Source organism: Curtobacterium sp. 18060, assembly GCF_902706105.1.
GTDB lineage: Bacteria > Actinomycetota > Actinomycetes > Actinomycetales > Microbacteriaceae > Curtobacterium.
Window position 1 is genome coordinate 54,455 of record NZ_CACSJV010000011.1, and the last position, 16,326, is coordinate 70,780.

The window sequence follows — 16,326 nt, forward strand, 5'->3', positions numbered from 1 at the left end:
CGCGGCGCGCGGCGCGGGCTTTCGGCGGCGTACTTGGTCGAATCGGGCGTACCTGGTCGAAAGTTCTGACCAGGTACGCCCGATTGCATTTACCATCGCGGCCGACATGGGAAGGAACGTGCTTCCCACGAGCGGCTCGCGTTCTCCACAGATGGCCGGGAGGCCCGGCGCGCGCCCGCCACGCACCGGCAGGATGGGTGCATGGTCAGTTCACTTCCCCTGCGTGACGGCGCCGCGATCCCCGCGATCGGGTTCGGCGTCTACAAGGTCGACGACACCGAGGCCGAGACGGCGGTCGGTCTCGCGCTCGACGCCGGCTACCGCCACGTCGACACGGCCGAGATGTACGGCAACGAGACCGGCGTCGGCAAGGCGATCCGGGCCTCCGGGCTCGACCGTGACGACGTCTTCGTGACGACCAAGGTGTGGAACGACCACCAGGGGCGCGACGCGACCCTGCGTGCGTTCGACGGCAGCCTCGAGCGGCTGGGGCTCGACGCGGTCGACCTGTACCTGATCCACTGGCCGGCCGCGGCGAACGACCGCTACGTCGACACCTGGCGCGCACTCGTCGAGCTGCGCGACTCCGGCCGGGCGCGGAGCATCGGCGTCTCGAACTTCCAGGTGCCGCACCTGCAGCGGCTCATCGACGAGACGGGCGAGGTCCCGGCGCTCAACCAGGTCGAGCGGCACCCGTGGCTCCCGCAGCGCGAGCTCATGGAGTTCCACCAGCAGCACGACATCGTCACCGGAGCGTGGTCACCACTCGGTCGCGGTCGGCTGATCGACGAACCGGTCCTCACCGGCATCGCTGACGCACACGGGGTGAGCGTCGCGCAGGTCCTCGTGCGGTGGAACATGCAGCAGGGGGTCGTGGTGCTGCCGAAGTCGGTGACGCCGTCGCGGATCCGGTCGAACCTCGACGTCGACGGTTTCGTGCTCAGCGACGACGACCTCGCGGCGATCGCGACGCTCGAGTCCGGGCAGCGGACGGGCTCACACCCCGACTCGGTGTCGTGACGGTAGCGCCGTCGTGACGTGGTGCTCGCGTGACGGCGTAGGTTCTTCGGGGTGAACGATCCTCAGCAGACCGCACGTGAGCACCTCGGGCCCGACGAGCACCTGTACTGGGCCGGCACGAGCGACCCGGCGAAGCTCTTCACGGGGCGGGACGGCTTCCTCGTCCCGTTCTCCCTGTTCTGGACCGGCTTCGTCCTGTTCGCAGTGGCCGACGTCGTGCGGAACGGGTACCTCGGCGTGGGCGCGATCATCCCGATCGTCTTGTCACTGGTCGGCCTGCACCTTGTGTTCGGGCGCTTCATCGTGAAGGCCCACCGCAAGCGCACGACCGTGTACGCCGTCACCGACCGCCGCGCACTGATCATCACGCCGAACACCACACGCGAGGTTCCGGTGGGACGCACCGATCGCACCATCGCCTGGACCGGGGGGCGACGACACTGTTCGGTGGAGTGGAACACCGGCGATCCGAGCGGAGTGGCGGCGTTCTTCGCCGGCGGAGCGACCGCCAAGATCTACGCGAACACCGGACTCGACGGGCTGTTCGGACCGCAGGTGTTCGCCTTCTGGGACGTCCGCGACGGCGAGGAACTCGTCCGCGAACTCGACCGGGTGTCCCGCTAGCCCCGGCGGTCTTCTTCCGACTGCCACGGCAGGTGCAGATCGCCCGGTGCGGGTTCCACGTCGCCGGCGTCGTCCGCGCCTCCCGTTCCCGGTGCGGCGGTGATCTTGGACGTGTCGATGCCGTCCGCCTCGAGTTCGGCGTCGCTGCGCTGGTCGGTCTGCGACGCCTCGGTCTCCCGCTCGCTCGACGGGCTGTACGCAGTGTCGGTCGAGTCGGGATCCGGCGTCTCCGGGATGCTGTCGCTCATGACCCGGACGGTAGTCCGTGTGCCCCGAGTACCAGTTCGGTCACGGCCGTCGATCGGGCCGGACACCGGCGATACGCTCGCTGTCGTGGGGGAACGATGACACGGATGCGGACCGCGGCGAGCGCGGTCATCGGTACGGCGATGGTGGGGCTGCTGCTGACGGGCTGCACGGCGTTCGGCGGGGACGACACCCTGCCGAAGCCGACCCGACAGGCGGCCGAGCGCACGGCTGAGCCGATCCCGGATCCGACGCTCACGACCGAGCAGGTCGAAGGGGAACCGGACGAGGTCGAGCAGGTCCTGCCCACGGGCACGGTCGCGGCGGAGACCGACGTCACGTCCCCGAGCGGTGACACGAGCATCCACGTGCGCATCGTGGCGAACGACGAGGGTACGTTCACCGCGCAGCTGTCCCGCTACCGCACGACCAACCCGCAGCAGATGAGCCTGCAGTTCCGGCACCGGACCGCCAGCCCGCTCGATGGCGGTGACGCCTCGGCGCGGGACACGACCGAGTGGACCGCCGCCTCCGGGCCGCCGAAGACCGTGGTCATGAACGACGCCGGTGCACGACCGGACTACTTGCGCAGCGTCGTCCTCGTCCCCGCCTCAGTGCCGGACGAAGACCCGTCGAAACGCCCGTGGGTCGGATCGGTGCTGGCCGCCGGCGCCCTGGAGTGGAAGATCCCGAACCCCTACCCGGACCTGCGCATCACCGTGGGCAAGGACCGACCGGGGGCGTACGGCATCGTCACGGGCGCCGATGGACGACCGGCCGGCTACCTGGTGGCGCACGGCGACGAGCTGACCACGGTCGCACAGCGGTTCGGCATCACGCCGGCCGAGGTGCAGTGGCTGAACCCGTACATGGAGACCCGCGCCGACGACTGGTTGCTCGAGGGCAGCACGCTGAACCTCGATCCCGCACGCCGCTGACCTCGGCGCGGACGGCACTCGACCGTCCGTTACGCTCGACGGGCACCAGCCCCGACCAGGAGGTCCCCTCGTGACGATCGTCGCCGCAGCAGACGGCTCAGCCCTCGGCAACCCCGGCCCCGCTGGCTGGGCCTGGTACGTCGACGACGACCGCTGGGCCGCCGGTGGCTGGCCCCGGGCAACGAACAACATCGGCGAGCTCACGGCCGTCCTGCAGTTGCTCCGCGCGACGAAGGACTCCGGCGAGCCGCTGCACATCCTGTGCGACAGCCAGTACGCCATCAAGGCCTGCACCGAGTGGCTCGCCGGGTGGAAGCGGAAGAACTGGCGCAAGGCCGACGGCAAGCCGGTCATGAACGTCGAGATCATCAAGGAGCTCGACGCCGAGCTGCAGGGCCGCAAGGTGACGTTCGAGTGGGTCCGCGGGCACGTCGGCCACGAGATGAACGAGGCCGCCGACGTCCGCGCCCGTGGTGCGGCCACCGCGTACCAGAACCACACCGACGTGCCGCACGGTCCGGGCTGGCCCGGCGTCGAGGTCACCGAGCCGTCCGCACTGCCCGAGGCGACCCCGCCGGCCACGCTCTTCTGACCGACGAGCTCGGTCAGCCTGGGTCTCGGAGACCCAGGAACACCGAGGCACTGGTCCGCATCCGACCCCGAGACGATGCTGGGCGCATGGAGAACACCGAACACGTCCTGGTCACCGGCGGCTCCGGCTTCATCGCCGGCCACCTGATCCTGCAGCTGCTCGACGCCGGGCACCGCGTCCGCACCACGATCCGGTCCCTCGACCGTGCACCCGAGGTCCGTGCGGTCCTCGCCGAGGCCGGCCTGACCGCCGACGACCGGCTGGAGTTCGTCGCCGCCGACCTGACGTCCGATGACGGATGGGCCCAGGCGGTCGCGGACATCGACGTCGTGCACCACGTCGCCTCGCCGGTGATGCCCGGCCACGTCGAGGACGAGGACACCGTGATCCGTCCGGCGGTGGAGGGGACACTGCGGGTGCTGCGCGCCGCACACACGGCCGGAGTCGATCGCGTCGTGCTGACCTCGGCCTTCCACGCGGTCAGCTGGGGCCACCCGCACTCCGACCACGTGTTCGCCGAGGCCGACTGGACGGTGCTCGACGGGCCCGGAGTCGACGCCTACGGGAAGAGCAAGACCCTCGCCGAACGGGCCGCGTGGGGCTTCGTCGCGTCCGAGCCCGGTGCGCCGGAGCTCGTCACGACGATGCCGGTCGCGGTGATGGGCCCGGCAATGGGGCACGCGGTGTCCGGTGCGAACCACATCCTGCAGTCCATGCTCTCCGGAGCGATGCCCGCGACCCCGCGGCTGTTCATCCCCGTCGTCGACGTGCGTGACGTCGCCGCGGCGCACGTCACCGCGACGACCGCCCCGGATGCAGCGGGCAAGCGGTTCCTGCTGTCGAACGGTCCCGCGCTCGAGATGGCCGAGATCGCCGCCACCCTGCGCGACCACCTCGGTGACGACGCCCGGGCAGTCCCGACGCAGACGCTGCCCGACGACGTCGTACGGACCGCGGCCGAGACCCAGCCGCAGTTCCGTGCGATGGTGCCCGACCTCGGCTACGCCAAGCGCACCTCGAACGAGCGGGCCCGCACCGTGCTCGGCTGGACCCCTCGTGATCCGCACGAGGCGATCGTGGCGGCGGCCCGGAGCCAGGTGGCGAAGGGCCTGGTCCACCCCTGACCAACCCTGCTCCACCCCTGACCCACGAGGATCAGACCGCCCGCTCCCACAGCGCCACCGTGCTCTCGAGCCCGTCGTACCGGTACGGCTTCCGCTCCCCTGTCGGTGCGTACCCGAGCGCCCGCCAGAACGGCTCGGCACCGGCCGCGTTCGTCGCCACGATCCCCAGTTGTAGTCGGTCGGCGCGGGCGTCAGCTGCCAGGGACACGACGGCCTCGTGCAGGACTCGTCCGAGGCCGGAACCCTGCCGATCCCCACGGACGACGAGCAGCCCGATGTACGCCGTGGTCGGCGCTGGGTAGCCGAGCAGCACGTCCGCGAACGCCACGAGCGAGTCGCGGTCCCACAGCCCGATCCCGTGCTTGCCCGCCGGGTCGAAGCCGTCCGGCACCGACACGAGTGCGCTCAGCCCGTCGGACGGCCCCGGCGGGTACCCGGTGATCCGCTCGGCGTAGTCCGGCACGGTCTCGAGCAGCACCTGCAGCGCGTCGACGTCGTCCGCACCGAGCGCTCGCACGACGAACGAACCGGCACCGGCCGGCATCAGTCGACGTCCACGTCGGCCCACCCGTCGAACCGACCGATCTCGGTGACCCGGACCACGGCCTCGCCGGCTTCGTCCGAGGCGTCGAGGTCGATCGTCGCCGAGAACCCGAAGTCCTTGTCGCCTGACGGGTCCGCGAAGATCTGCCGTGCACGCCACACGCGCGCCGAGCCTGCAGCCCCAGAGCCGGACGCCCCCACACCCGTCGCCCCGGCACCCGTCGCCCCCGCCTGGTCGAGCACCAGGTAGGACATCGACCGCGCCTCGGCATCGGTGCCGATGGTGTCGTGCTCCTCGTAGTACTCCTCGAGCACCGCGTCCCACGCGTCGCCGTCGAACCCGGCCGCGGCGTCGAGCGCCCCGAGTCCGTCGACGTCGTCCCGCGCGGCGAGCAGCACCCGCTGGAACAGTGCGTTCCGCACGAGCACGGTGAAGGCCCGCACGTTGCCGGTGAGCCGTGCCGGCTGCGGCGGCGCGATCTCCTGCTCTTCGGCGAGGGCGAGCAGCACGTCGCCGTTGAGCAGCGCTTCCCACTCGTCGACGAGCGAGGAGTCGGTCTGCCGGACGACCTCGCCGAGCCACTCGATCAGGTCGTCGAGCTCCTGGTTCCGCTGTTCCTCGGTGATGGTCTGCCGCATGGTCCGGTAGGCGTCGGACAGGTACCGGAGCACGAGCCCCTCGGACCGGGTGAGCTGGTAGAACCGCACGAAGTCGCCGAAGGTCATCGCGCGCTCGTACATGTCACGGACGACGGCCTTGGGCGAGAGCTGGAAGTCGAGGACCCAGGGCTGCTCAGCCGCGTACGTCTCGTACGCCGCCTCCAACAGCTCGGACAGCGGGCGAGGCCAGGTGACCTCCTCGAGCAGCTCCATCCGCTCCTCGTACTCGATGCCCTCGCGCTTCATGCGGGCGACCTCTTCGCCGCGCTCCTTGAACTGCTGCTGCGACAGGATCGCCCGCGGGTCGTCCAGTGTCGCCTCGACGATCGAGACCATGTCCAGCGCGTAGGTCGGAGAAGCAGGGTCGAGCAGCTCGAACGCGGCGAGCGCGAACGGGGACAGGGGCTGGTTGAGGGCGAAGTTCGACTGCAGGTCGACGGTGAGCCGGTAGGAGACCGGAGGCCCCGGCACCCGCTCGATGACCTGCGCGTTGATGAGGGTCCGGGCGATGACGAGCGCACGCCGGGCCATCGCGAGCTGGCGGGCACGCGGTTCGTGGTTGTCGAACACCAGCGAGCGCACCTCGTCGAACGCCGAACCGCCGCGGGCCACCACGGACAGCACCATCGCGTGCGTGATGCGCATGCGCGACACCATGGGTTCCGGTTCGGCGCCGATGAGCCGGTCGAACGAGGCCTGCCCCCAGGACACGAACCCCTCCGGTGCCTTCTTCCGCTTGATCTTGCTCTTCTTCTTCTGGTCGTCCCCGGCCTTGGCGACCGCACGGGCGTTCTCGATGTCGTGCTCGGGGGCCTCGGCGACGACGTCACCCTCGGTGTCGTACCCGGCACGTCCGGCACGGCCGGCGATCTGGTGGAACTCGCGTGCGGACAGCTGCCGCATCTTCGTGCCGTCGAACTTCGTCAGCCCGGTGAACAGCACGGAGCGGATCGGCACGTTGATGCCGACCCCCAGGGTGTCGGTGCCGCAGATGACGGGCAGCAGCCCGCGCTGTGCGAGCTGCTCGACGAGCCGTCGGTACTTGGGGAGCATGCCGGCGTGGTGCACGCCGATGCCGGCGCGGATCAGGCGGGACAGGGTCTGTCCGAATCCGGCGCTGAACCGGAACCCGGCGATGGCATCGGCGATGGCATCGCGCCGCTCGCGCGAGGCGACCTTCGCCGACATGAGCGACTGTGCCCGTTCGAGCGCGGCCGCCTGGGCGAAGTGCACGATGTAGATCGGCGCCTTGCCCTCCTCCAGCAGCCGTTCGACGGTCTCCTGCACGGGCGTCATCACGTACTCGTACTCGAGCGGCACCGGTCGGCTGACGCCGGTCACGCGGGCGGTGGGTCGACCGGTGCGTCGGGACAGGTCGTCGGCGATGGTGGTGACGTCGCCGAGGGTGGCCGACATGAGCAGGAACTGCGCGCGCTCGAGCACGAGCAGCGGCACCTGCCACGCCCAGCCGCGGTCGGGGTCGCCGTAGAAGTGGAACTCGTCCATCACCACGACGTCGACGTCGGCGTCCGGACCTTCGCGCAGGGCCAGGTTCGCCAGGATCTCGGCCGTGCAGCAGACGATGGGGGCGTCGCCGTTCACGCTGGAGTCGCCGGTGACCATGCCGACGTTCTGCGCGCCGAACAGCTCGACGAGCTGGAAGAACTTCTCGGAGACGAGCGCCTTGATCGGTGCCGTGTAGTAGCTCCGCTTGCCCTCGGCGAGCGCGGCGAAGTGCGCGCCGGCCGCGACGAGCGACTTGCCGGTGCCGGTCGGGGTGCTCAGCACGACGTTCGCGCCGGACACGAGCTCGATGACCGCTTCGTCCTGCGCCGGGTACAACGGCCGGCCACCCTCCTCGGCCCAGGCCGCGAAGGCCTCGTAGACCTCGTCGGCGTCGACGACGCCGTCCACCGCCGCCGGGATCGCGGCGACGAGCGGGGGCACGGTGGTGACGTCGGTCATGTCCCCATCCTCCCAGGCTGCGGTGACGAGGTGGTCGGTACGGACGACCGGGAGGCCCGGCTCCATACGCGCGCATAGACTCGCGTCATGCACGAACTCGGCTTCCTCACCTTCGTCCCGAACCACGGCGGCACTGCGGGTGCGGCGAGCGCCCTGCAGGACGGTCTGCGGCTGTTCGAGACGGCCGAGACCCTCGGCTACGGCACGGGCTGGGTCCGCGGTCGCCACTTCGAGCCCTTCCTGACGAGCCCGATGACGTTCTTCGCCGCCGCAGCCCAGCGCACGAGCACCATCGCGTTCGGCACCGCGGTGCTCGGCATGCGCTACGAGGACCCGGTGCGCCTCGCCGAGGACGCCAGCACGGTCGACCTGCTGAGCGGTGGGCGCGTGCAGCTCGGCATCAGCACGGGCATCGCCGGGTACGGGCCGATCCTCGACCCGGTGTTCGGCTCCGTCGACCGCTCGTTCCGCGACGAGGCCGAGGCCCGGGCCGCCCGACTGCTCGAGGTGCTCGACGGCGACGCACTCGGCAGCGCCGGCTCTGGCTACGAGAGCATCCCGGCCGGTGCGGACCTGACCCTGCAGCCGCTCAGCCCCGGCCTGCGCGACCGCGTGTGGTGGGGCGGCGGCAGCATGGGCACCGCGGTGCGCACGGCCGAGAAGGGGCTGCTCCTGCACTGCTCGACCCTGAACACCGAGGACACCGGTGCACCCTTCGCCCAGGCGCAGGCCGACCAGATCGCGGCGTACCGGGAGCGGTTCACTGAGCTGCACGGCGGCACCGGCCGCACGGCGAAGGTCGCGGTGGGCCGCATCGTCGTGCCGTTGCTCGACGACCACGACCGCGCGGTCCACGAGGAGTTCCTGACCGGGTACGCCTCGGGCATGGACGACGAGGGCCGACCGCTCTCCGGTCCGCCGTTCCGGTTCAGCAAGGTCCTGTCCGGCGAGCCGGCCGCCATCGTCGACGCCCTGCTCGCCGACCCCGCCGTCACCGCGACGGACGAGCTCGTGATCACCCTGCCCGCGAACGGGGACGTGGCCGCCCACGAGCGGATCCTGCGCATCGTCGCCGAGGAGATCGCGCCGGCACTGCGGGCCTGAGAACGGATCAGGACATCCGGCGGGGCTCAGATCGAGTCGGTGAGGCTCGAGAGCCCTGCCGGATGACCATCTCGTCCCTGATCCGCACGGGATGGTGGGACCATCGTTCCACCTACCGAGCGGTTTGTCACACTGAGGTGTGCCCTCAGGACGAGAAAGTTGACCATCCGTCACCCGTTTTGCCCGGATTGCACGAAGTCCGTCAACCGGTTGGCCGAAGCCGTTCCGGGCGGGAACCGTCGGAACGGACGAATGCGCCCCCGCGCGGACGCGGGGACGCATTCTGGACGCACCGGGGAAGCTGGGGCATCGTCAGCCGGATCAGGAGGCTGATTCGCACAACCAGCGACCCCGTAGTCGGTGCGTGCGCCGACGGTAACCAGCCGACTGGCGCACATCGATGTTACTCAACAGGCGTCGTCGGTGCGCGGAAACCGGACGAACTGGTCAGACCAGTTCGAGGGCCGCGGTCCCGGACTCGTCGGTGACCGAGGCTCCGACGTGCAGCGTGAAGGCGCCGGGCTCGTACTGCCAGGCTCCGTCCCAGTGCGCGAACGCCCGGGCCGGCACCTCGATCGAGACCTCGGTCGACTCCCCCGCGCCGAGGCGGACCGGGGCGAACCCGACGAGCCAGCGCACCGGACGGTCCACCGCCGAGGACTCCCGCGAGGCGTAGACCTGCACGACGTGCTTGCCGGCGCGCGGTCCGGTGTTCGCGACCGTCGCCGTGACGATGACCGCGTCGCCCTCGGACACGGTCGGCGTCGCGACGACGCCGTCGATGGTCCACGAGGTGTAGCCGAGGCCGTGCCCGAACGGGTACGCCGGCGTGGTGCCGGCACGGAGCCAGGCACGGTACCCGATGTGGACGCCCTCGTCGTACGACACCTTGCCGTCGACGGGGGTGACGTCGAGCACGGGCACGTCCGCCATCGAGACCGGCCAGGTGGTGGGCAGACGGCCGCCGGGCTCCTGCGCGCCGGTCAGGACGTCGGCGAGCGCGTTGCCGTACTCCTGCCCACCGAACCAGGTGAGCAGGACCGCGGCGACGTCGTTCCGCCACGGCATCTCCACGGGCGAGCCGGCGTTCACGACGACGACCGTGTTCGGGTTCGCCGCCACGACCGCACGCACCAGGTCGTCCTGGCGGCCGGGCAGCGCGAGCGACGAGCGGTCGTACCCCTCGGACTCGACCTTCGAGTTCGTGCCGACGACCACCACGGCGACGTCAGCCGTGCGGGCAGCCTCGACTGCGGCATCGATGAGCACCGACGGGTCCTCGTCGGACGGCTCGGTGCCGAACTGGTACGCGAGCACCCCGCCGAGGGTCTCGTCCTGGATGACGTCGTACTCGATGCGGATCGCGACCTGCTGTCCGGAGGTCACCGACACCGGCACCGAACGTGCCGGCGGGTTGAGGAACGCCGCGCCGAGCTGGTCGCCCTCGAAGGGCACGTCCTCGTCGAGCACGAGCTCGCCGTCGATCCACATCCGCGACCGGCCGGCCGCACCGATGCCGATCCGCACGGTGCCGGTGGACGGAGCGGTGTAGGTCGTGGTGATGTCGAGCCGGTCGGCCTCACGCGTGGGGGCGTCGCCGCCGAACCAGAACAGTGCCGTGGCGCGGCGGTCCTCGACGTACAGCTCCTCGCCGTCCTTGACGAAGGCGACGCGGGCGCCGGGCTCGCCGGTGCCGGGGTTCGTGATGGTGGACAGCGGGAACTCCGCGATGCCCTCCTGCACGACGGCACCGATCGCGTAGTCGACCGTGGCGCCCGGGAACGCCGAGCGGATCCCGTCGAGCGGCGAGACGACCTGCGACGGCACGACCGTGGCCGAGCCACCACCCTGCGTGCGGGCCTGGTCGGCGTTGTGGCCGATGACGGCGATGCGGGAGACGGCGGGCGCGTCGAGCGGCAGCACGCCGGTGTTGCGGACGAGGACGGTGCCCTCGGCCTCGGCTTCGCGGACGAAGGCGACGCCGTCCTCGACGTGCACCGGCTGCGCGGCCACGGGCTCGAAGCCCTCGAGTGCGCCGACGCGGGCGGCGAGGGTCAGGATGCGGCGGACCTTGCGGTCGATCGCCTCGATCGGCACCGCACCGGACTGCACGGCGGCGAGCAGCGGGCCCTCGCTCCACCACTGGTTCGGTCCGGGCATCGCGACGTCCTGCGACGCCTTCGCCGAGTCGACCGAGCGCACGCCGGTCCAGTCGGACACGACGATGCCGTCGAAGCCCCACTCCGAGCTCAGCGGCGTCTCGAGCAGGTCGTGCTCCGACGCGGTGACGCCGTTGATGGAGTTGTACGACGACATGATCGCCCAGGCGTGTGCCTCGGTCACGGCCTTCTCGAACGCGAGCAGGTACAGCTCGCGCAGGGCCCGGTCGGAGACCTCGGTCGACGCGGTGAAGCGGTCGGTCTCGTAGTCGTTCGCGATGTAGTGCTTCGGGGTCGCGGCCACGCCGTTCTCCTGCACACCGTCGACGTACGACGCAGCCAGGTCACCGGTCAGGACCGGGTCCTCGCTGAACGCCTCGAAGTGCCGGCCGCCGAGCGGCGAGCGGTGCAGGTTGATGGTCGGGCCGAGGACGACGTCGACGCCCTTGCGGCGTGCCTCGACGGCTGCTGCGGCGCCGTAGCGCTTCGCGATCGCACGGTCCCATGACGCCGACAGCGCGGTCGCCGAGGGCAGGTTCAGCGACGGGTCGCGTTCGTCCCAGACCTCACCACGGACGCCCGAGGGGCCGTCCGACATCAGGATCCGGCGCAGCCCGATCTTCTCGATGGGCCAGGTGGTCCAGAAGTCGCGCCCGGTCAGGAGCTGCACCTTCTCGTCGGTGGTCAGCTGGTCGACGAGCGCGTCGATGCGCTCGGCCGTACTGGAGGCAGTTGTCACGTCGTTCACGGTAGTCACGGTGGTCGGTCCTTTCGTTCAGAGCCTGGGGAAGCGTGGTCAGCGCACGCCGCGGATGCGGGACACCGAGACGATGCCGAGCAGTCCGACGACGGCGCCGGTGATGAAGAAGCCGCTGTACCCGCCGGTCAGGGCGATGACACCAGGGGCCGCCGCGGGCACGATCGACTGGGGCAGGGCCTGCGCGATGTTGACGACGCCGAGGTCCTTCGCGTTGTCCTCGTCGGACGGCAGCACGTCGGTGATGAGCGCCAGGTCGACGGCGTAGAAGACGCCCATGCCGGCACCCATCACGAACTCGCCGACCAGGACCATGCCGAGCGACGGCGCGAGCGCGATGATCACGAGCCCGACCACGCCGACGATGCCCGCGATCGCGACGAACAGCTTGCGGCGGCCGAGCTTGTCCGACAGCCAGCCGGCGATGAGCGAGGTGAGCACGATGCCGACGACGTTCCACAGCGTGCCCTGGAACACCGCGTTCGCGACGTGGTCCGGGTCCACGCCGATGTCGTCCCGCAGGAAGTACGTCAGGTAGCTCACCGCGGTGTACTGCGCGGCGACCATCAGGAACCGGGTGAGCCAGGCCCAGCCGAGGTCCGGGTGCTTCACGGGGTTGAAGACGAACGAGCCGAAGACCTGCCCGACGCTGAGCTTCGACGTGGGCCGGTGGGTGAGCACGCGGTCGCGGAACACGAGCGCGTAGAGCACGACGACGATCGACCCGATCGCACCGGGGATGATCATCTGCGTCGCCGAGGTCGAGAAGAGCTGCACGAGGAACGTGCCGCCGACGAGGGCGAGGTTCTGGGAGAGCCCGAGCAGCGCCGCGACCCGGCCGCGCTGGGACCGCGTGACGTGGTCCGGCAGGACCGCGGTCATGGCGGCGATCGTGGCGTTGTAGGCGATCTGCGTGACGCCCCACGCGAGGACGAGCACGACGGTCGAGGTCGTCGTCGCGACGACCACGAGGCCCGCGAAGCCAACCACGGTGCCACCGATGATCCACGGACGACGCATGCCGAGCCTCCCGGCAGTCCGATCGCTGAAGCGACCGGCCAGGGGGTTGGCGACCATCGCGGCGAACGCGCCGACACCGAGTGCCAGGCCGAGCACACCCGCTTGGTTGTCCGGCGCGATCTCGGCGACCTTGAGCGCCATTGCGACCAGCACCGGCGGCAGCAGCGCGATGTACAGGCCGAGCATCGCGATCGGCATGCCGAGCGTGTACATGAGCGGGGCACCTCGGCCGCGCGTGGGTGCGACTGCGGTCGGGGTGTCGTTGACGGTCAGGGCGTCGTTGGCCACTGCAACCTCTTCTCGGGTACGCCACCTGCACCGGTGACTCGCACGCCTTCGTCGGCGGCTCCGCCCACGGTAACACCAAAACCAAGTGTGGCTAGGTTTTCTGCGTGCACTCCGAGCGGTACAGTCCTGCCATGGCACGACGGGGTTCGTACGCGAAGGGCATCGCGAAGCGCGAGGAGATCCTCACGGTCGCGCTCGACCTCGTCGCCTCACAGGGGTTCCGCCGCACCAGCATCAAGGACATCGCCGACGCCGTCGGGCTGACCCAGGCCGGCCTGCTGCACTACTTCGACTCCAAGGACGAGCTCTGGGTCGAGATCCTGCGACGACGCGACGAGCTCGACCTCGCCCACGACTGGCAGGCACCCGACCCCGCTGCACTGCTCGCGGCGATCGTCCGGCACAACGCCGAGGTCCCCGGCCTGGTGCAGATGTTCGTCAACCTCTCCGCCGCCGCTGCGACCGACCCCGAGCACCCCGCGCACGCGTACTTCCAGGAGCGCTACGAGCGCAGCCGTCGCGACCTGTCCGCCGACTTCCGCACCATGCAGCAGGACGGACGGCTCCGCGCCGACGTCGATGCCGACGAACTGACGAGCGTGCTGCTCGCGGTGTCCGACGGCATGCAGATCCAGTGGCTGTTCGACCCGTCGCGGGACATGGCGCAGCACGTCGAGCTCGTCGCCCGGCTCGCGATCGCCCAGGTCGCCCCCACCGCCTGACGCTCCCCCGGCGGAGCGGGGTACGGACAGGGCCTGGTCGGGTCAGGCGGCGCCGGGCAGGATGGGGCGTGCCCGGAGGGCGACCCGACGACGATGTGGAGTGACGCGATGACGCGTGTAGTGGTGACCGGCGGCAGCGGCAAGCTCGGACGAGCGGTGGTGCGCGACCTCGATGCGCACGGGTACGACGTGGTGCTGCTCGACCGCGTGCCCTCGGCCGACCAGCCCGAGGGCGTGCAGTTCGTCCGGATCGACCTGACCGACTACGGCCAGGTCCTGAACGCCCTGCTCGGCATCGACGACCGGTACGACCACGTGGACGCCGTCGTGCACCTCGCCGCCGTGCCCGCGCCGGGCCAGGTCCCCGACGTAGCGCTCATCACGAACAACGTGACGGCGTCGATCAACGTCTTCCACGCCGCACGCGCCGCGAAGATCAAGAACCTGGTGTGGGCGTCGAGCGAGACCCTGCTCGGCATCCCGATGGGCGAGCACCACCCGCCCTACCTGCCCGTCGACGAGGAGTTCGCGGTCCGCCCGCAGTCGTCGTACTCGCTCGGCAAGGCCGTCGAAGAGGAGATGGCCCGCCACTTCACCCGCTGGGACCCGGAGCTGAAGATGATCGGCCTGCGGTTCTCGAACGTGATGGACGAGACCGACTACCCGGCGTTCCCGTGGGACGCCACCCCCGAGGCGAAGACCTTCAACCTGTGGTCGTACATCGACTCGCGTGACGGCGCCCAAGCGGTCCGCAAGGCCGTCGAGGCCGAGCTCACCGGGTTCGAGGCGTTCGTCATCGCGAGCCCCGACACCGTGATGGACACCCCGACGATCGAGCTCGTCGAGCGCTTCGTGCCCGACATCGAGCGTCGCGCGGACATCGACGGCGTCAGCTCGCTGCTGTCGTCCGAGAAGGCCCGCGAGCTGCTCGGGTACGCCCCCGAGCACAGCTGGCGCGACGGCCGCTAGCAGCGCCCGCGTCCGCCGCTGAGCGGCCCCTTCGCTAGGCCGGCAGCAGCAGCCCGTCGAGCACCAGGTCGCGCGCCACCGGCAGCAGGTCGGCGGCGAGCACCTGCTCGTCGACACCCGTGATCTGCGCCAGCGCGCCGACGATCGCCGCGACGGACAAGTCCCCGTCGCAGGCTCCGACGAACGCAGCGAGCGCCGTGTCCGCGTCCACCCGCCGTCCGAGTCCGCCGCCCTGCACGAGCGTCATCACCGTGGGGTCGTCGTTGCCCGGCCAGTAGTAGCGCTCCTCGGTGACGTCGCCAGCCACCGTCAGGTGCGCCGTGGCGAGCGCGGCGTCGTCGTGCGCGGCGAGCCACGCGGCCGCGTCCAGGACGCGAGCGACCGTGGCTCCGAGCCCGGCGGGGTTGGAGCCGAGCGTCTCGGGGACGCGCTCGAACCGGCGGAGGCTCGCCGTTCCTCCTGGCAGGGCTCGACGCACCACGACGTAGCCGAAACCGACGCCGGTGACGCGGCGGTCCGCGAAGTCGTCGAGCCACGCGCCCATGAGCGTGTCGAACTCGGGCGTCCCGGGCTTCGTGCCGCCGTCGCGGATCCAGGTCTCGGCGTACGACGTGGGGTCCTGGCGCTCGCGCTCGATGACCCACGCGTCGAGGTCGGTGTCCGCGAACCAGCTGCGCACACGGTCGAGCCCGTCGACGCCCCAGTGGTACTCCCAGTTGCCGAGCAACTGCGCGGTCCCACCGGGCTCGAGGTGCTCGGACAGGCCACGGAGCACGGTCTCGACCAGCGCATCGCCGACCATGCCGCCGTCGCGGTACTCGTACGAGGGGACGCCCGGCCGGCGGGGTGTGATGACGAACGGCGGGTTCGACACGATGCGGTCGAACCGCTCCCCCGCGACGGGCTCGAAGAGGGAGCCGTACCGGAAGTCGATCCCGTCGATGCCGTTGAGCTGCGCGTTGAAGCGGGCGATGTCGAGGGCGCGGCGCGAGATGTCGGTGGCGACCACGTGCTCGGCGAAGCGCCGGGCGTGCATGGCCTGGATCCCGCAGCCGGTGCCGAGGTCGAGGACCGTGCGAACGGGGACGGGGACCTGCAGGCCGCTCAGCGTGGTGGTTGCGCCGCCGATGCCGAGGACGTGCTCCTCGCTGATCGCGTGGCCGAGGGCGAGTTCGCCGAGGTCCGAGACGATCCACCAGCTGCCGGCGCCGAGGTCGTCGACGAAGGCGTAGGGACGCAGGTCGACCGTCGGGTGGACTTCGTCTCCGTCTGCCGCCAGCAGCCCTGCCGCGACCACCGCGTCGAGCCCGGCGGTCGGGAACGCGGCTGCGGCGTCCGCGCGGGGCGTCGGCAGCCCGAGCACGAACAGGGTGGCGAGGGTGCCGAGCGGGGATGTCTCACGAGCAGCCAGGGCTCGGAGGGCCGCCACTCGCGACCCCCGGTGCAGCGATGCGGCTGCTTCGGTCCCCCAGAGTGCGTCGACCCGGTCGACGGTGAAGCCGGCGGCGTCGAGGTCCGCGGCGAGCGCCGTCGTCGCGGCCGGGTCAGCACCGATGTCGGGGAGCGTGTGCACGGAGTCCCCGGCGCCGGCACCC

14 protein-coding genes are annotated in these 16,326 nt (G+C 70.9%); 8 read left to right on the plus strand and 6 right to left on the minus strand.

Annotated elements, in window-relative coordinates:
• Positions 1-201: 201 nt before the first annotated feature.
• Positions 202-1,020, plus strand: coding sequence for an aldo/keto reductase (locus GVL05_RS07955; protein WP_159572682.1), 819 nt, complete (start codon positions 202-204; stop codon positions 1,018-1,020).
• Positions 1,021-1,071: 51 nt separating this feature from the next.
• The gene (locus tag GVL05_RS07960) at positions 1,072-1,644 is read left to right on the plus strand and encodes a hypothetical protein (protein WP_159572684.1); all 573 of its coding nucleotides are present in this window, start codon (positions 1,072-1,074) and stop codon (positions 1,642-1,644) included.
• Here GVL05_RS07960 and GVL05_RS07965 read toward each other — a convergent pair.
• The gene (locus GVL05_RS07965) at positions 1,641-1,892 is read right to left on the minus strand and encodes a hypothetical protein (protein WP_123294958.1); all 252 of its coding nucleotides are present in this window, start codon (positions 1,890-1,892) and stop codon (positions 1,641-1,643) included. The two genes, GVL05_RS07960 and GVL05_RS07965, sit on opposite strands and share 4 nt — an antisense overlap.
• Positions 1,893-1,997: 105 nt before the next feature.
• On the opposite strand from GVL05_RS07965, the gene GVL05_RS07970 reads away from it, so the two are divergent.
• From GVL05_RS07970 to GVL05_RS07980, 3 genes are all read left to right on the plus strand, one after another.
• Positions 1,998-2,828, plus strand: a complete 831-nt coding sequence (locus GVL05_RS07970) for a hypothetical protein (protein WP_159572688.1) — start codon at positions 1,998-2,000, stop codon at positions 2,826-2,828.
• Positions 2,829-2,898: 70 nt separating this feature from the next.
• The gene (locus GVL05_RS07975; RefSeq protein ID WP_123294960.1) at positions 2,899-3,420 is read left to right on the plus strand and encodes a ribonuclease H; all 522 of its coding nucleotides are present in this window, start codon (positions 2,899-2,901) and stop codon (positions 3,418-3,420) included.
• Between the two features lie 86 nt (positions 3,421-3,506).
• A complete protein-coding gene (locus GVL05_RS07980) occupies positions 3,507-4,544 on the plus strand; it encodes an NAD-dependent epimerase/dehydratase family protein (protein ID WP_159572690.1) in 1,038 nt (345 codons plus the stop codon).
• A gap of 31 nt (positions 4,545-4,575) precedes the next feature.
• On the opposite strand, the gene GVL05_RS07985 is transcribed toward GVL05_RS07980, so the two are convergent.
• Complete coding sequence (locus GVL05_RS07985) at positions 4,576-5,088, minus strand: GNAT family N-acetyltransferase (RefSeq protein ID WP_159572692.1); 513 nt, start codon at positions 5,086-5,088, stop codon at positions 4,576-4,578.
• Entirely contained in the window at positions 5,088-7,712 is a 2,625-nt protein-coding gene (locus GVL05_RS07990) for an RNA helicase (RefSeq protein WP_159572694.1), read from the minus strand. The genes GVL05_RS07985 and GVL05_RS07990 overlap by 1 nt, the downstream gene beginning before the upstream one ends.
• Before the next feature lie 87 nt (positions 7,713-7,799).
• Between GVL05_RS07990 and GVL05_RS07995 the strand changes: the two genes are divergently transcribed.
• Complete coding sequence (locus tag GVL05_RS07995; RefSeq protein ID WP_159572696.1) at positions 7,800-8,816, plus strand: LLM class flavin-dependent oxidoreductase; 1,017 nt, start codon at positions 7,800-7,802, stop codon at positions 8,814-8,816.
• A gap of 447 nt (positions 8,817-9,263) precedes the next feature.
• Here GVL05_RS07995 and GVL05_RS08000 read toward each other — a convergent pair whose 3' ends face one another.
• Complete coding sequence (locus GVL05_RS08000; protein WP_235035903.1) at positions 9,264-11,723, minus strand: glycoside hydrolase family 3 protein; 2,460 nt, start codon at positions 11,721-11,723, stop codon at positions 9,264-9,266.
• Between the two features lie 48 nt (positions 11,724-11,771).
• A complete protein-coding gene (locus GVL05_RS08005) occupies positions 11,772-13,040 on the minus strand; it encodes an MFS transporter (RefSeq protein WP_235035904.1) in 1,269 nt (422 codons plus the stop codon).
• 131 nt (positions 13,041-13,171) lie between these two features.
• Between GVL05_RS08005 and GVL05_RS08010 the strand changes: the two genes are divergently transcribed.
• Positions 13,172-13,762: a TetR/AcrR family transcriptional regulator gene (locus tag GVL05_RS08010; RefSeq protein WP_159572700.1), complete on the plus strand. Its 591-nt coding sequence runs from the start codon at positions 13,172-13,174 to the stop codon at positions 13,760-13,762.
• Between the two features lie 108 nt (positions 13,763-13,870).
• Positions 13,871-14,731 (plus strand): NAD(P)-dependent oxidoreductase, encoded by an 861-nt coding sequence (locus GVL05_RS08015; protein WP_159572702.1) that lies wholly within the window; start codon positions 13,871-13,873, stop codon positions 14,729-14,731.
• Between the two features lie 34 nt (positions 14,732-14,765).
• On the opposite strand, the gene GVL05_RS08020 is transcribed toward GVL05_RS08015, so the two are convergent.
• On the minus strand, positions 14,766-16,304 hold the full coding sequence (locus GVL05_RS08020) for a methyltransferase (RefSeq protein WP_235035909.1): 1,539 nt from the start codon (positions 16,302-16,304) through the stop codon (positions 14,766-14,768).
• Between the last annotated feature and the right edge of the window lie 22 nt (positions 16,305-16,326).